Genomic DNA, 15,569 nt, shown 5'->3' with positions numbered 1-15,569 from the left:
AGATCCGGACCGTGGGCGAATAGCCGCCGACGGCGGTGAGGGGACGGGGCGGGGGGTGTCCGCCCGCAGCGGCCGGCGTCCGACACGCAGCACAGCCAAAAGCCACAGCACCGCCGGACCGAGGACGGACACCCCCCGCCCCGTCCCCGACCCACCACACAACCGTAGGCGCTACATCCGCCCCCACCGAAGCCGCACAGCGCGCCGCAGGCATCCAGGGGCGCGGGGAACTGCGCAGAACACCAGCCCCCACCGCCCCGCAGACACACAACGACCCCCCAACCCCCCACCAGGGCCACCCGCACCCGACCACGAGACCCGCACGGGTGGGCGGGTGGGCAAAAAACGAAAATCCCGCCCCTCGCGCGCGGGGCGGGATCTCGCAGAACCCAAAAGCCGTACTCGCGTCAGCCGATCTGCGTACCGGTCGCCGACAGCGCCTCGGTCACCGGCTGGAAGAAGGTCTCCCCACCGGAGGTGCAGTCACCGCTACCACCGGACGTGAGTCCGATCGCGCTGCTGCCCGAGAAGAGCGACCCGCCACTGTCACCGGGCTCGGCGCAGACGTCGGTCTGGATCAGGCCGTTGACGATGTCGCCGTTGCCGTAGTTCACGGTGGCGTCGAGGCCGGTGACCGTCCCGCTGTGCACCTGGGTCGTGGACCCACTGCGGGTCACCTTCATACCGACGGTGGCCGCCGCCGCGCCCGTGATCTTCTGGGTGGACCCGTTGTAGAGGTTCACCTCGCTCGGGTGGGCCACGTCCGCGGTGTACTTGACCAGCCCGTAGTCGTTGTCCGGGAAGCTGGAGACCTCGTTGGTGCCGATCTCCGTGCCGCCGGCCGACCAGGTGGAGATCGACTCGGTGCAGTGGCCCGCGGTCAGGAAGAACGGCTCGCCGCCCTTGACCACGTTGAAGCCGAGCGAGCAGCGCCCGCTGCCACCGGTGATCGCGTCACCGCCGGCCACGAAGGGCTTGAACTCCCCCTTGGTGCGCTGGAGTTCGGCCGTGGCACCGAGCCCGTCGACGACCTTGGTGAGCTTGGCCCACTCGGCGTCGGAGACCGTGCGGTCGGCGGTGACGACGACCTTGTTGGTCGTCGGGTCGGTCGCCCAGGCGGTGCCCGGGATGCTGGCGTCCTGCTTGAGCGTGCCGCGGGTGCTCTTCAGCTCGGCGAGGGAGTTCTCGACGATTCTGGCCTTGGCGCCGGCCGCCTCGACGGTCTTCGCCGCGCTCTCGTCGAGCACGTTGACCACGAGACTCCGGGCCTTCGCGTCGTAGAACGTACCCGCCGCGTCCGCGCCGAGTTCCTTGCCGAGCGTCGAGGCGAGGTTTCCGGCCGCCTGTACCGACAGAGTCTTGAGTGCCGGGGTCGCGGCCGGCTCACTCGCGTTCGCAGTCTGCAAAGTGACTGCCCCGGCGATCAGTGCGGCGACACCCGCACCTGCCATGGCCGCCCGTCGCCTGGGTATGCGTCGGTGCTTCAACTCGCGTCCTCCTGTGGGGGGTCGGTCCGTTCGGTTGTGGGGACCTCACGGACCGGAAGGCTGGTTGACGAGGGACCACTCTTCCCTCACCCACAGGGGGCGCACAAGGTCGACTTCCGGACGCGCGTAGAACGCGGTTGCACTCCCCCTTCTTTTTGACAGACCACGGTCACACCAGGCCATTCGCGCTGCAAACATTACGCACGAGTAACAGGCCGTCAGCCCGAGCGGTCTAGTCCTGTCTTGAAATCGACCCTTCGGGGTCCGGATCCGGCCGGGGTTCGGCGGGAGACAGTTGCTCCTGCACCGGTTGCTGCGCCACCGCGCGCCCCTGTGGTGCCGCTGGATACCCCTGCTGCGCCTTCTCGAGGAACCGCAGCAGCTCCACCGGGAACGGCAGAACGAGCGTCGAGTTCTTCTCGGCGGCCACCGCCACCACCGTCTGGAGCAACCGCAGCTGGAGCGCGGCGGGCTGCTCGGACATCTCCTTGGCGGCCTCGGCGAGCTTCTTCGACGCCTGGAGCTCGGCGTCGGCGTTGATGACCCGGGCCCGCCGCTCCCGGTCGGCCTCGGCCTGCCGGGCCATCGAACGCTTCATCGTCTCGGGCAGCGACACGTCCTTGATCTCGACGCGGTCGATGGTGACGCCCCACTCCACGGCCGGGCTGTCGATCATCAGCTCCAGGCCCTGGTTGAGCTTCTCGCGGTCGGAGAGCAGATCGTCCAGGTCGCTCTTGCCGATGATGGACCGCAGCGAGGTCTGGGCCATCTGCGAGACAGCGAACCGGTAGTCCTCCACCCGTACGACCGCCTCGGCCGGCGCGGTCACCTTGAAGTAGACGACGGCGTCCACGCGCACGGTCACGTTGTCCCGGGTGATGCCCTCCTGGGCCGGCACCGGCATCGTGACGATCTGCATGTTCACCTTGCGGAGCTTGTCGATGCCCGGAACGATCATCGTGAAGCCCGGCCCGCGCACGTCGTCCCGCAGCCTGCCGAGCCGGAACACCACGCCCCGTTCGTACTGTTTGACGACCCGCGCCGCCGCCATCACATAGACCGCTCCGGCGGACACGAGCGTCACTCCCGCCGCCACCAGCTCCTCGACCATCACGGCCCCCAGGGTCCGAAGTGGGCGCATCAGAGGTGCATCAAGGCCTCTTATGACGGTAACTCCGTGGTCCGGACAAGGGCGAGCCCCCGCACGACGGTTGTGTGCGGGGGCTCGTGTTCATCGGCGGTCAGGGCCTGCCCGGCCGATCGGGCCGTCCGTGTGGGGCGGATACGGCCCTGGGCTCGGGTCTCAGTAGACGCTGACGCCGTAGGCGCTCAGGGCCTCGGTGACCGGCTGGAAGAAGGTCGTACCGCCGGAGGAGCAGTTGCCGCTGCCGCCGGAGGTCAGACCGTAGGCGGTGCCGTTGCTGCCGTAGAGCGAACCGCCGGAGTCGCCGGGCTCGGCGCAGACGGTGGTCTGGATCAGACCGCCGACGACGTCGCCGCCGCCGTAGTTGACGCTCACGTTGAGAGCGGTGACCCGGCCGCTGTGCGTGCCGGTGGTGGAGCCGTCGCGGATGACGGTGGTGCCCACGCTGGGCGTGGCCGCGCGGGTGATGTCCACGCCGTTCGCGGTGCCGGGCCGGCTGACGGAGCCGGAGTAGCGCACGATGCCGTAGTCGTTGCCCGGGAAGCTGGAGCCGGCCGTCGAGCCGATGACCGTGGTGCGGCCGGAGTTGGAGTACCAGGTACCCGCGCCGTCTGTGCAGTGACCGGCGGTCAGGAAGTACTGGTTGCCGCTGCTGTCCTGGACGTTGAAGCCGAGCGAGCAGCGCCAGCTACTCGCATAGATGGCGTCGCCGCCTTGGATGAACTTCTGGAACGTGCCGGGCGTGCGCTTGATCGTGAGCGCGTCGGCGTTGGCGCCGGCCTGCTCCTTGATCTTCGCGATCTCGGCCTGGGAGACCGTGCTGTCGGCGGTCACGACGACCCGGTTGGTCTTGCTGTCGACGGCCCAGGCGGTACCCGGGACGTCCGCCTTCAGCACGGAGCCGTTGACGCTCTTGAGCTCGGCGGCGCTGAAGGTGCTGGGGGTGTCGGCCGCGTTCGCGTGGGGGACTGCGATCGCGGCGGCGGCCACGAGGCCGGTGGAAACGGCGATCAGCCGGGTCCGTCTCGAAATGCCGCTACGGGGAGTGGTGCGCTTGATCCTCACTTTTCGTTCCTCCACAGGGGAAGTAGGGGGCCCTCGTGGGGTGGGGCCCGTGAGGCGCAGCCAGGGGCCCGGGTGCCCGGATTCCGAACACGCCGTGTTCCTGACAAGCGCTGTGGGGGAGTATTCGGCCGAACGACCGGTCGGCGCAAGAGCGCCTTTCGGCCGTCGGCCCGTGCACGGTTCTTGCGGTCCGGGCGAGGTGACGTCCCCTCAGAGCAGGTTCCGCTCCCCCGCCTCGACCGCGATGCCCAGCGTATTGCCCGGCGGCGGGAAGGGGCAGACGAAATGGTCGGCGAACGCGCACGGCGGCAGCAGCGCGCGGTTGAGGTCGACCGTGGTGCGCCCTTCGCCGTCGGGCGCGGCGGGCCGCAGGAAGCGGAAGCGGTAACTGCTGTCGCCGCTCGTGAGGTCGCCGAAAACCGCCCACAGCGAGCCGTCCCCCCGCACCGCCACCTGGAGGGTGCGTTCCTTCCCGTCCAGGGTGAACGCCAGCTCCCCGCCGAGACCGAGGCCGCGCGCCCGTCCGTCCGCGTTCTCCACGCGTACGGTGCGGTCCTCGTCGTACGGCGTGAAGCGCCCCGGCACCGACCAGCGCGGGTCGTACGGTGTGGCCTCGATGCCCCGGAACTCCCGGCGCGCCCCGGCGCCGGGGTCGAAGTCGCGCACGCCCCACACGCCCTCGCGGACCAGCACCACCAGCCGCCGCTCCCCGTACGCCACCCGGGACGCGCTCGCCGGCCCCGGATCGGCCGACAGCCTCGCCTTCCCGGCGAAGGGCAGACCGTCCACGCTCAGCCCGTCCCCGGCGGCGGCCGTGAGCAGGACCGCCTCACCGTCCGTGTCCCAGGTCCCGGGGACGCCCGGCAGTAGGCCGTCCGGGTGGTCCTCGATCCAGTGCGTGCCGGTGAGCGCGAGCGGTCCGTAGGGCGCGGACACCGCCTCCACGCGGTGTTCGTGCCACCGCTTCCACTGCTCCCACGCGTCGGACGCTTCCCCTACGGTCATGAGGCCCCCTCGGTCGTCTCGTACCGGTTGGCGGGCCGGGTGAGGCCCAGATGCTCCCGGAGGGTGCTGCCCGGGTAGAAGGTGCGGAACAGTCCCCGGTGTTGCAGCAGCGCCACCGTGCCGTTGACGAGGCGTTCCAGGTCACGGCGGGGTTCGGTGGGGACGAGATGGAAGCCGTCGACCGTGCCGTCCCGGTACCAGGCGGTGATCAGCTCGGCGAGATCGACGGGCCCGCCCCGGTACAGCGGGCCCCGCGCGGTCGGCCGGGGGCCGCCCCCGCCGTGACCCGGCTCGGCCGCGTACTCCCCGTCGCCGAGGTCGACAGCCAGGCTCGCGAGGACGCGCAGCGCGTCCGGGTCCCGGCCGAACTCGACGGCGTACCGCCGCAGTTGGTCCCGTACGGCGATGACCTGCGCGGGGCTCACGGCCCGCACGAGCACCACGTCGGCGTAACGGCCCGCGGTCCGCCGGGCGGGCCCGTCGGTGGCGTCGACCACCCGGACCACGTCGGAGAGGCGGGCCTCGCCCTCGGTGCCCGACACCTCGATCCGCCAGCCGGCCCGGCCGCGGCTGACCCGGTCGAGGGTCTCGACGGCGGCCTGCGCGTGGCAGGGCTCGGTGTGGGTGGTGGTGACGGTGGGGACCAGGCCGATCCGGCCGGTGACGGGCGCGATCCGCGACAGCACCGACAGCGCGTCGGGCCCCGGGCGGGCGAAGGTGTCGTCCAGGGTCACGAAGTCGAGGCCGCCGCGTTCGGCGAGCCGCGCGAGGGCCGTGTAGGCGTCGTGGACGGACGGCTGGTCGAGGGCGGACGGCTCGTCGTGAGCGGACGGCTGGTCGAGGGCGGCGGCCAGATGCAGCATCACAGCACCTTCGAGAGAAACGCCCGGGTGCGCTCGTGCCGCGGACGGTCCAGTACGTCGGCCGGCGGGCCCTGTTCGACGATGCGCCCGTCGTCCATGAACACGACGGTGTCGGCGACCTCGCGGGCGAAGCCGATCTCGTGGGTGACGACGATCATCGTGGTGCCCTGGTGGGCCAGGTCCTTGATGACGTCGAGGACCTCCCCCACCAGCTCGGGGTCGAGCGCGGAGGTCGGTTCGTCGAACAGCAGCAGGCGGGGCTCCAGCGCCAACGCCCGTGCGATCGCGACCCGTTGCTGCTGTCCGCCGGAGAGCTGCCGCGGATGGGAGTCGGCCTTGTCGGCGAGCCCCACCCGGGCCAGCAGCCGCCGCGCGCTCTCGACGGCCTCCCGGCGTGGCCGCCCGAGCGCGGACACCGGCGCCTCGATGACGTTGTCCAGCACGGTGAGGTGCGGGAACAGGTGGAAGTTCTGGAAGACGAAGCCGATCCGCGTGCGCTGCCGGAGCACCTCGCGCTCGGGCAGCTCGTACAGCTTGTCGCCGGAGCGCCGGTAGCCGATCAGCGTGCCGTCCACACTGATCGCGCCCCGGTCCACCTTCTCCAGGTGGTTGACGGTGCGCAGCAGGGTGGACTTGCCGGAGCCGGAGGGACCGAGGATCACGGTGACCTCGCCGGTGCGGACGGCGAGGTCGATGCCCTTGAGCACCTCCAGTGAGCCGAAGCTCTTGTGGACGGACCTGATGTCGACCATGACAGTCATCGATGGACTTCCTTGCCGTAGAGGCCGTAAAGGCCGTAGAGACCGCGCGGGGGGTCAGGCTGCCGCGCGACCGGCGAGCGCGCTGATGAGGACCAGCGCGGCCCGTGCCGTCGCGTCGTTCTGCCGGAAGGCGGGCCCGCCGGTACGCGGCCGGGTGAAGGCGCCGGGTGTACGGCCGTCGGTGTAGGGCCCGAGCGCGAACCGCCGGGGATGCGGCCGGCCCGACCGGTCGAGGATCCGCCCGTCGCCGGGATCCACCCTGAGCAGCCCCTCGGGTGTCTCGGCGGCCCCTTCGGTGTGCAGCCGCCGCAGCAGGGGGTCGCGGGCCCGCCCGACCGCGGGCTCCGGCAGCCGCGCCTCGACCAGCGCCCGAGCCTCGATCACCGACCCCGGCACGGTGGCGCTCGTCGCCCGGAACACGCCGTCCTCGGCGGTGACGGTCATGTCGGCGCCGACGAACTTCAGCAGACCCGCCCGGGACAGCGCCGCCATCTGCCGCAGCCGGGGCCCGGGCGGCCCGGAGGCGAGATGGCTGAAGAAGCCGTGCCACCAGGGGCCGACGTCCCCGAGCCGGACCAGCTGGCCGTAGACGGACAGCAGCCCGAAGAAGACCGCCAGGTCAGGGCTGTGGGACGGATCATGGCGTCGGTCCAGATCCCGTTCGATGTAGCCGCGCAGCCCCTCCTGGAACGCCTCGAAGGAGCCGTACCGCACCCCGTCCAGCGGTCGGTCGAGCGCGGTGAGGTCGAGCCGGTCGGCGGGGTCGGGCACGGCGGACGCGACCAGGGCGGCCCGCCCGGCCGGATCCCCGACGGCCGCGTACTTCTCCTCGAAGGCGCTCCAGGACAGGGTCGTCCGCTCGGGGTGGACCGTGAACAGCCGGTGGTAGTGCGCGAACCCCAGCTCCTTCTCCACCAGCGGCCACACGTCCCGCCGCCCGAGTCCGGCACCGGCTCCGGCTCCGGCTCCGGCTCCGGCTCCGGCTCCGGCTCCACCGAACCCCTCCGCGCGGGCGAGCAGCGCGTCGACCTCGGCGGGCCCGAAGTACCGCGGCAGCGGCGGCCGTTCACCGGTCCAGTCGTAGCCGATCTTCGAGTGGTACGGCACTCCGCGCCGCGATCCGACGTACAGCACCGGTTCCCGGCCGGAGGGCACATAGGTGTCCCCCTCGTACCGCCCGCCGCGCCCCTCGGTGAGCAGCACCATCAGGTCCACGAAGGCCAGCCCGAAGCCGCGGACCAGGACGGGTTCGCCGGGAGCGAGCGCGGACAGGTCGCTGTCGGCGGTGAAGTCCGGCGGCAGGTGGACGAGACCGTGCTCACGGGCGTACGCGGCCAACCGGGTCTGCTGCTCGTCGAGTTCGGCGTCCAGGTGGCCGAGGGCGAGGACGACGAGGTCGGCGAGGAGCGGACGCGGACGGCCCTCCAGCCACACCTGCTGGCGGCCCTCACGGGGACCGCTGACGCGCAGGGCGCGGCGGGGGTGATGGTGCACGCGCACGTCGGGCGGAAGCGCGGCCACCGCCTGCTCGTGCACCCAGCGCAGATATGCGCCCTGGAGCTGCCGGTCGGCGAAGGCGGTGCCGTCGATGCCGGCCCACTCGTGCAACGTGGGACCTTCGCGCACCGGCCCCGCCATCTCCACGGTCTCGTCGGTGAACATGGTGACGTCCTCGGCGTGCGAGTTCATCCACAGCAGCGGTGACTGCGCCTGCCGCCAGATCCGTCCGGAGCCGGGCCGGTGCGGGTCCACCAGATGCACGTCGAGCCCCGAACCGGTGTACAGCTCCGGCGCGTTGGCGGCGATCCGCTCGATCAGTCCGGTCCCCCGGGGGCCGGCCCCGACGATGACGACGGAGGGCCTCATCGGGTGCTCCCGAAGCCACGCGCGTAGTGCTTCTCCACGTAGTACTGGCCGGCGCTGAGCACCGAGGTCACGACGGTGTACCAGACGGTGGCCACCATCAGCAGCGGGATGACCTGGTAGGTGCGGTGGTACACCAGTTGCACCGAGTAGAGCAGGTCCTGCACGGCGATGACACTGACGATGGAGGTGCCCTTCAGGGTGCCGACCAGCATGTTCCCGGCGGGCGGCACGATGGAGCGCATCGCCTGCGGCAGCACGATCCGCCGCCAGCGCCGCCACCGGCTCAGACCCAGCGCCTGCGCGGCCTCGATCTGCCCCCGGTCGACGGAGAGGATCCCGCCGCGCACGACCTCGGCGGCGTACGCGGCCTCGTGCAGGGTCAGGCCGATGATCGCGACGGTGACCGGCCCGAGCAGGTCGACCGTCCGCACCCCGAGGATCTGCGGGTACAGCGCCCCGATGTTGAACCAGAGCAGCAGCTGCACCAGGACCGGGATCGACCGGAACAGCCAGACGTACCCCCAACTGACGCTTCTGAGCACCGGGTTGGAGGAGAGCCGGGCCGCCGCGAGGAGGGTGCCCAGCGCGAAGCCGAGCACCATCACGACCGCGGTCAGCCACAGGGTGAGCCACAGGCCGCGCAGGACGGCGCCCGAGGTGAAGTAGTCGGCGACGACGTCCCACTGGAACGCCTCGTTGCGCAGCACGGAGGTGAGGGCGAGAGCGAGGAGCGCCAGGACGGCGACGGCCGCCGCCCACTGACCGGGGCGGCGGTGCGGGACGATCCGCAGGGACTCCGCGTGTTCCGGTGTATCCGGTACGGCGGAGGCTTTGGCGAGGGTGTCGGAGGACATGCGGGGGCTCCGTGACATCGAGTCAGAAGAAGAACTCGGACGGGTGCCTTCACACGGATGCGGCCGAGCCCCTCAGCAGGGCCGCCCTTCGAGACTACGGGTGTGTTCGCCGGGCCTGTCAAGGCTGTCCGAACTGTGAGCCGTACGTCTCAACTCGGTTGACGCACCACCGGATGCCTGTTCCACTTGGCCCATGCATCCACAGCAGTGGCTGGTCAAGCGCTCCCACATCGACTTCGGTCGCGTGTGGTCCTCCTCCTGTTGAGCCGACCCCGCTGCGCGCCCTGATTCCGTAGGGCGCCTTTCGCATTCGCTTTCTCCAGCACCTCTTTCTGCTTCGCCTTCACACGCGCCCTCGCCCTCCCCTCACTCAGCGCCCTCCCCTCACTCAGCGCTTTCTCGCTCCCAGGAGACCGCCACGCCATGCGTACGCCCACGCGTGCCCGAAACGCCCTCTTCATCCCCTTCGCTCTCATCACCGCGGGCACTCTGCTGCTGACCGGGTGCGGTGCCGGCACGGACGACGCCGTCAACGCCTCGGCGCGGTCCGAGGCGATCCCCACCACGGACGTCGTCTCCGCCGTCAAGGAGGACCGGGCGGCGGCGAGACTGCTGCCCTCCGGCACCAGAACCCTCACCCTCGCGGTCAGCGTCTCCGGCCAGCCGCCCGGTACCTCGATCCTGGACGACGGCACGACCCTGGCCGGCCAGGACGTCGACTTCGCGCGCGCCGTCGCCAAGGTCCTCGGCCTCCGCCTCAGGACGGAACAGGCGAGCTTCGAGGCGATCCTGCCCGCCCTGGACAGCGGCAAGTACGACGTCGGCGTCGGCAACTTCGGCGTCACCGACGAGCGCCGCAGGGCGATCGACTTCGTCACGTACATCAACGACGGCCAGGGCTTCGCCACCCGCCGGGACAGCAGGCTCTCCCCGGTGACCGACCTCCAGCAGCTGTGCGGCCTGAAGGTGGCGACCGGCGCGGGCACCACCTTCGAGGCCACCCTGGAGAAGAACAGGCACCTGTGCGCCGACGCCGGCGAGAAGGCCTACGAGGTGCAGACCTACAGCGAGCAGAGCGCCATCTGGTCCTCGCTCCAACAGGGCCGCAGCGACATCGTGATGTCCACGATCAACGGCCTGCGCTACGCCGTCGCCCACCAGCAGGGCCTGAAGTTCCTCAACGAATTCCACCGCCTCGACGTCGGCTTCGCCTTCAAGAAGGGCACGAAGCTGGCCCCCGCCTTCCAGGCCGCCGTGAACAGACTCATCGCGGACGGCACGTACGCCGACATCCTGAAGAAGTGGAACACGACAGGCTCGGCCCTCACCAAGTCCGAGATCTCCCCGCCGGAACTGCCGGAACGGAAGGACCAGTGACGTCCGGCCGCCCTAACAGCAGTCGCAGCAGCAGTCGCACCCGTCGTCGCAGTCACGGCAGACGCCCTCGCGCTTCTTGCGGGACCACGGGCCCTCGTACTCCTTGGCGCAGCACAGTTTGCAGGTGCAGCACAGCAGCCAGAACATCCCGCAGCCGGCCCAGAACCCGCGCCGCCCCCTCGGGGGCTGAGGCGCGGGCCCGCCCCCGAACCCGCCGAAGCCTCCACCCCCGCCATCGCCCGGCGCTCCCCCACCGCCCGCGAAGGGGTTCCCACCGGCATACGGATTCCCGCCCTCGGACGACCGCTGCCCGTACGGATCGTGCGGGCCGGACTGACCGGACGACCCGGACGGCCCGTGCTGATGGGAGGCGCACACGGGCACGGTGCCGAACGCCCGGTCCACCGAGCGCCGCAGCTCGTGCACGAGCAGCAGGTGCGCGAGCCCCGCGTCCGTGAACGCGACCTCGCGCAGCGCGAGCCGGATCCCGTGCAGGGCGTCGTCGGCGAGCCGTCGGGCCTGCGCCAAGGACGTCCCGGTCGCCGCGAGGGGGTTCCAGGCACCCGACACGGCGTCGGCCTCCCGGTCCTCCACGGCGTCCAGGAGGTGCGCGAGTCGCCCGAAGAGGCGTCCGGCCTCAGCGAGCGGCTGGACGTTGCCCGGCCGCCCGGCCAGCAGCGCGGTGTGCGCGAAGGCCGCGGCGGTCGCGGTCTCGGTCGGCTCGGTGACCGTCAGCAGAGGCGTTCCGGGCCCGGCGAGCGTCTCGATGCCGAGCTGCCGGTCCACGGCGTCGACCAGGACGGCGGTGTCGAACCCGACGCCGAGACCGGAAGCCTCCCCTGCCCGCCCCCAGCTGGTGGCGATCCGGCGGGCGGCGACCGCCACCGGCCTGCGGGCCAGCAGCCCGTCCCCGTCGGCGACATGGTCGCGCACCTTGGCCGAGGCGAGCACCAGCGAGACGGCCGCCGCGAGCCGCGCCCCCTCGCCGTGCGCGACGGAGGCGGTGCGCATTCCCCGCAACGGGCAGGGTCCCGCCGTACGACGTCCGCCGGCGGATTTCTCCGCCTGAGCCTCCGTCAAAACCGATATCAGCAGCCCGTCATAGTTCGTCACGAGCCGAGCGAACTGCCCGTGGTCCGTGCGCAGCGCGAGGCACAGCCCGCACAAATGCGCCATCCACTGGTCCTTCAGGCTCCGGCCCAGCCGGTGCGAGCAGGGTCTGACCATTCCGAACACGACATCCCCCCGTGGTGCGTGCGACGTTGAACCGCGCTGAGCTGCGGCATCGTACCGGTGCTCGGTTCACCCATACGCACCGTCCCTCACCCATACGCCGTGAAGAATCATATTTCACTCACAGTCAGCAGCCGTTTACGACACGACCCTTGGGACACATGGACTCTGTACGAATCCGCTGTGCACCAGTACCGTCACAAACCCCCCGCGCGGCGTCTATCCACTTGGCGCGACGTCCGCATCATGGATGACCATAGGGATGCGGAAAGCAAGAAAGACCGCTGTGAGAGGAGGCGTCCATGGGATCGGTGCGCAAGGCGAGTGCCTGGCTGGGCCTCGTTGACGACAACGATGACGAGCGTTACTACGACGACGACTACTCCGAAGGGGCCGAGCCCGGGGAGGCCTGGGTCACCGACCCGCGGGTCAAGGTGGCGTCGGACGTGGCGGAGGAGAAGGGCCGTCGGATCGGCACGGTCACGCCGGACAGCTTCCGGGACGCCCGTGCCATCGGCGAGCTGTTCCGGGACGGTGTCCCGGTCATCATGAACCTCACGGCCATGGAGGCCGGCGACGCCAAGCGGGTCGTCGACTTCGCGGCCGGGCTGATCTTCGGCCTGCGCGGTTCGATCGAGCGGGTCTCCACCCGGGTGTTCCTGCTGACCCCCGCCAACACGGAGATCGTGAACGGCGACCCGGCCGCGCACCGCTCGGACGGCTTCTTCAACCAGAGCTGAGGCAGGGCCGCTCACCGGCCCTGCCCCCGCACGCAGGGTCCACCGAGAGGCTTTACCGGAACGCGTCGAGTCCGGTGAGCGCCTTGCCCAGCACCAGCTGGTGCATCTCGACGGTGCCTTCGTAGGTGAGCACCGATTCGAGGTTGGTCGCGTGCCGCATCACGGGGTATTCGAGCGAGATCCCGTTGGCACCGAGGATCGTCCGGGCCGTGCGGCAGATGTCGATGGCCTCGCGGACGTTGTTGAGCTTGCCGAAGCTGACCTGCTCGGGACGCAGGCGGCCGGCGTCCATGCGCCGCCCCAGATGGTGGGCGAGCAGAATCCCCTTGTGCAGCTCGACCGCCATGTCGGCGAGCTTGGCCTGGGTGAGCTGGAAGCCGCCGATCGGCCGGCCGAACTGCTCCCGCGACTTCGCGTAGTCGACCGCCGCCTCGAAACAGGCCCGCGCCGCCCCCATCGCACCCCAGACGATTCCGTAGCGGGCGTGGGAGAGACAGCTGAGCGGCCCCTTCAGTCCGACGACCTCCGGCAGCACCGCGTCGGCGGGCAGCCGTACGTCGTCGAGCACGAGCTCGCTGGTGACGCTCGCGCGCAGCGACCACTTGTGCTTGATCTCCGGTGCGGAGAAGCCGGGGCTGTCGGTGGGGACGACGAAGCCGCGGATGCCCTCGTCGGTCTGCGCCCACACGACGGCCACCCCGGCGACGGAGCCGTTGGTGATCCACATCTTGCGCCCGTTCAGGACCCAGTCCGTGCCGTCCTTCTTGGCGTACGTCCGCATGGCGGCGGGGTCGGAGCCGTGGTCCGGCTCGGTCAGCCCGAAGCAGCCGATGACCTCACCGGCGGCCATGCGGGGCAGCCAGGTCTGCTTCTGCTCCTCGCTCCCGAACCGGTGGATGGCGTACATCGCGAGCGAGCCCTGCACGGAGACCAGCGAGCGGATCCCGGAGTCGGCGGCCTCCAACTCCAGACAGGCCAGCCCGTACTGCACCGCGCTGGCGCCGGCACAGCCGTAGCCGGTGAGCGACATGCCGAGCGCGCCGATCCCGCCGAGTTCGCGGGCGAGTTCCCCGATGCCGGGCAACTCCCCCTGCTCGTACCACTCGGCGACATACGGCAGGACCCGGTCCGCGGCCCAGTCCCGCACGGTCTGCCGGATCGCCAGGTCCTCCGGCTCCAGCAGGTCGTCGATCCCGAGGGGGTCGGCGGGGTCGAAGGGGGGCAGCTTGGTGGACGCGGACATGGGGCACCCTCCGGCAGGAAACTCAAAACTAGCAGCGCTAGTTACGACTCTGGGGCCGACGTTACGGCGCGGTCCTCCGCACGTCCAGAGGACCCGGCCGTCCACCAGAGGACCCGGCCGCCCGAAGAACCCGGCCGTCCCGGGCGTCAGGCGGTGACGCGCGATTCGCGGGATTCGCTGACTTCCCTGGGCGAGGGCAGCTCCACGGTCCCGGGCTCCTCGTCGCCGCACTGCATGGTGCGCGGCAGGCGCAGCGCCATCGCCGCGCCCAGGAGCAGCAGGCCCGCGCTCACCAGCAGGGTCACGTGCAGCCCGTGCACGAAGCACTCCTGGGCGGTGCGGCGCAGGGCGACACCGGCGGGTCCGCCGAGCCGGTCGGCGATCTCGTAGGCCTCCCCCAGTGAGTGCCCCGCCGCCGCGGACGCGGACGCGGGCACCCCGGGCACGGAGCTGAGTCCGGGCGCGTAGGCCGCGTTCATCACGCTGCCGAGCAGGGCGATGCCGATGCCCGCACCGAGCTGGTAGGAGGTCTCGCCGATCGCGGCCGCGCCGCCCGCCTGCTCCGGCGGGGCCTCGCTGAGCATCGACTCGTAGGCCCCGAACAGGGTCGTCTCCAGGCCGAAGCCCAGCAGGACGAAGCCGAACAGCAGCAGGCCCGTGTTGTCCTCGCCGCCCATCGCGGTCAGCAGCACCACCGCCACCGCGGTCAGGCAGAAGCCGAGGCTCACCATCCGGCGCGGCCCGAACCGCCGCAGCATCCGCGCGCCCGCCAGTCCGGCGGCCATCGCCGCGACGGTCAGCGGCAGCAGCCGCAGCCCGGTCTCCAGCGGGGACAGTCCCAGCACCAGCTGGAGGTACTGCGCCGCGATCAGCTCCAGGCCCACCAGCGCGAGCATCGCCAGCACGATGCAGCCCACCGAGGTACTGAAGGCCGGCCGGGCGAACATCCGCAGGTCCACCAGGGGATGCTTCAGCCGCCGCTGACGCCGTACGAAGAGGACGACCAGCAGCGCGCCCGCCAGCAGCGGCACCACGGAGTACACGTCCAGGTCGCCGCTGCCGAGCCGCTTCACGCCCAGCACCAGGGCGAACAGGCCGGCCGCCGCCAGCAGCGCCCCGACCACGTCCCACGGGCCGTTGCGGTCACCCTTCGACTCGGGCAGCAGAAGTCGCCCGACGGGGAGGCTGACGATCATGAGCGGGATGTTGACGAGGAAGACCGCACCCCACCAGAAGTGCTCCAGCAGGAAGCCGCCGAGCAGTGGTCCGACGGCCGCGCCGACCGCGGCCACCGCGCTCCAGATGCCTATCGCGAGCGCCCGCTCACGCCGGTCGGGAAAGACCTGGCGGAGGATGGACAGCGTCGCGGGCATGATCATCGCGCCGCCGACACCGAGCAGCGCCCGCGCCACGATCAGCACCTGGGCGGTCTCGGCGAGCGCCGCCAGGGCGGAGGCGACGCCGAACAGGCCGTAGCCCAGCAGCAGGACGCGCCTGCGGCCGACGCGGTCGCCGAGCGTGCCGAACAGGATCAGCAGCGAGGCGCAGACGAGGGGGTAGACGTCGACGATCCAGAGCAGCTCTATCGCGCCGGGCCTGAGGTCCTCGGTGACGGCGGGCACCGCGACGTGCAGCACGGTCGCGTCCACGGCGACCAGGAGCAGGCTGACACAGAGGACGACGAGGACGACCCAGCGGTTGGCACCGGCCCCGGCCGCCCGACGGCGCAGCCCGACGGCGGCCGTGGTCGTCCCGGACATGTACGTACCTCCCAGATGTTCCCTCGCGTTCGGCGGGCTCACGGGGTGGGGACTCCCCGCGACTCGGCCGGAGAGGAGCGGTGGTCTCCGGCCCGCGCAGCAAACGCGAGTGACACGTCAGCGTACGCGAGTTCGCGCCAAAGCCGAGTGGCGGACCTCTCAGACTTCCGA

The 15,569-nt window shown here is 71.1% G+C and carries 13 protein-coding genes; 2 read left to right on the top strand and 11 right to left on the bottom strand.

All coding sequences use genetic code 11. The features are described from left to right. Positions 1 to 407: 407 nt before the first annotated feature. From K4B79_RS26800 to K4B79_RS26765, 8 genes are all read right to left on the bottom strand, one after another. The gene (locus K4B79_RS26800; RefSeq protein ID WP_232029490.1) at positions 408 to 1,487 is read right to left on the bottom strand and encodes a S1 family peptidase; all 1,080 of its coding nucleotides are present in this window, start codon (positions 1,485 to 1,487) and stop codon (positions 408 to 410) included. A gap of 232 nt (positions 1,488 to 1,719) precedes the next feature. Next, positions 1,720 to 2,598 (bottom strand): slipin family protein, encoded by an 879-nt coding sequence (locus K4B79_RS26795; protein WP_232029882.1) that lies wholly within the window; start codon positions 2,596 to 2,598, stop codon positions 1,720 to 1,722. A 192-nt stretch (positions 2,599 to 2,790) separates the two neighbouring features. Then, positions 2,791 to 3,696: a S1 family peptidase gene (locus K4B79_RS26790; protein WP_232029489.1), complete on the bottom strand. Its 906-nt coding sequence runs from the start codon at positions 3,694 to 3,696 to the stop codon at positions 2,791 to 2,793. A 210-nt stretch (positions 3,697 to 3,906) separates the two neighbouring features. Then, positions 3,907 to 4,701 carry a DUF1684 domain-containing protein gene (locus tag K4B79_RS26785; RefSeq protein ID WP_232029488.1) on the bottom strand — a complete coding sequence of 265 codons (795 nt, stop codon included), beginning with the start codon at positions 4,699 to 4,701 and terminating at the stop codon, positions 3,907 to 3,909. Then, positions 4,698 to 5,564 (bottom strand): LLM class flavin-dependent oxidoreductase, encoded by an 867-nt coding sequence (locus K4B79_RS26780; protein ID WP_232029487.1) that lies wholly within the window; start codon positions 5,562 to 5,564, stop codon positions 4,698 to 4,700. Before K4B79_RS26780 ends, K4B79_RS26785 begins: the two co-directional genes overlap by 4 nt. Further along, positions 5,564 to 6,325 (bottom strand): amino acid ABC transporter ATP-binding protein, encoded by a 762-nt coding sequence (locus K4B79_RS26775; protein WP_269464002.1) that lies wholly within the window; start codon positions 6,323 to 6,325, stop codon positions 5,564 to 5,566. Before K4B79_RS26775 ends, K4B79_RS26780 begins: the two co-directional genes overlap by 1 nt. Positions 6,326 to 6,379: 54 nt before the next feature. Beyond that, positions 6,380 to 8,191, bottom strand: a complete 1,812-nt coding sequence (locus K4B79_RS26770) for an FAD/NAD(P)-binding protein (protein ID WP_232029486.1) — start codon at positions 8,189 to 8,191, stop codon at positions 6,380 to 6,382. After that, positions 8,188 to 9,045 carry an amino acid ABC transporter permease gene (locus K4B79_RS26765; protein WP_232029485.1) on the bottom strand — a complete coding sequence of 286 codons (858 nt, stop codon included), beginning with the start codon at positions 9,043 to 9,045 and terminating at the stop codon, positions 8,188 to 8,190. Before K4B79_RS26765 ends, K4B79_RS26770 begins: the two co-directional genes overlap by 4 nt. Positions 9,046 to 9,468: 423 nt before the next feature. Between K4B79_RS26765 and K4B79_RS26760 the strand changes: the two genes are divergently transcribed. Then, the gene (locus K4B79_RS26760; protein ID WP_232029484.1) at positions 9,469 to 10,422 is read left to right on the top strand and encodes an ABC transporter substrate-binding protein; all 954 of its coding nucleotides are present in this window, start codon (positions 9,469 to 9,471) and stop codon (positions 10,420 to 10,422) included. A gap of 12 nt (positions 10,423 to 10,434) precedes the next feature. On the opposite strand, the gene K4B79_RS26755 is transcribed toward K4B79_RS26760, so the two are convergent. Beyond that, the gene (locus K4B79_RS26755; RefSeq protein WP_232029483.1) at positions 10,435 to 11,658 is read right to left on the bottom strand and encodes a DUF5685 family protein; all 1,224 of its coding nucleotides are present in this window, start codon (positions 11,656 to 11,658) and stop codon (positions 10,435 to 10,437) included. Between the two features lie 299 nt (positions 11,659 to 11,957). Here K4B79_RS26755 and K4B79_RS26750 point away from each other — a divergent pair, with 299 nt between their 5' ends. Further along, positions 11,958 to 12,395: a cell division protein SepF gene (locus K4B79_RS26750; protein WP_232029482.1), complete on the top strand. Its 438-nt coding sequence runs from the start codon at positions 11,958 to 11,960 to the stop codon at positions 12,393 to 12,395. Between the two features lie 52 nt (positions 12,396 to 12,447). Here the strand turns inward: K4B79_RS26750 and K4B79_RS26745 are convergent, their stop codons facing one another. Together K4B79_RS26745 and K4B79_RS26740 are read right to left on the bottom strand one after the other, a co-directional pair. Next, positions 12,448 to 13,638 (bottom strand): acyl-CoA dehydrogenase family protein, encoded by a 1,191-nt coding sequence (locus K4B79_RS26745; RefSeq protein ID WP_232029481.1) that lies wholly within the window; start codon positions 13,636 to 13,638, stop codon positions 12,448 to 12,450. Positions 13,639 to 13,784: 146 nt separating this feature from the next. Beyond that, positions 13,785 to 15,398 carry an MFS transporter gene (locus K4B79_RS26740; RefSeq protein WP_232029480.1) on the bottom strand — a complete coding sequence of 538 codons (1,614 nt, stop codon included), beginning with the start codon at positions 15,396 to 15,398 and terminating at the stop codon, positions 13,785 to 13,787. Between the last annotated feature and the right edge of the window lie 171 nt (positions 15,399 to 15,569).

Origin of the sequence: Streptomyces lincolnensis (assembly GCF_021173675.1) — a bacterium.
In the GTDB taxonomy this organism is placed as follows: domain Bacteria; phylum Actinomycetota; class Actinomycetes; order Streptomycetales; family Streptomycetaceae; genus Streptomyces; species Streptomyces lincolnensis_B.
The sequence above is the reverse complement of the archived record's forward strand: the minus strand, read 5'-3'. Positions and strand labels throughout refer to the sequence as shown.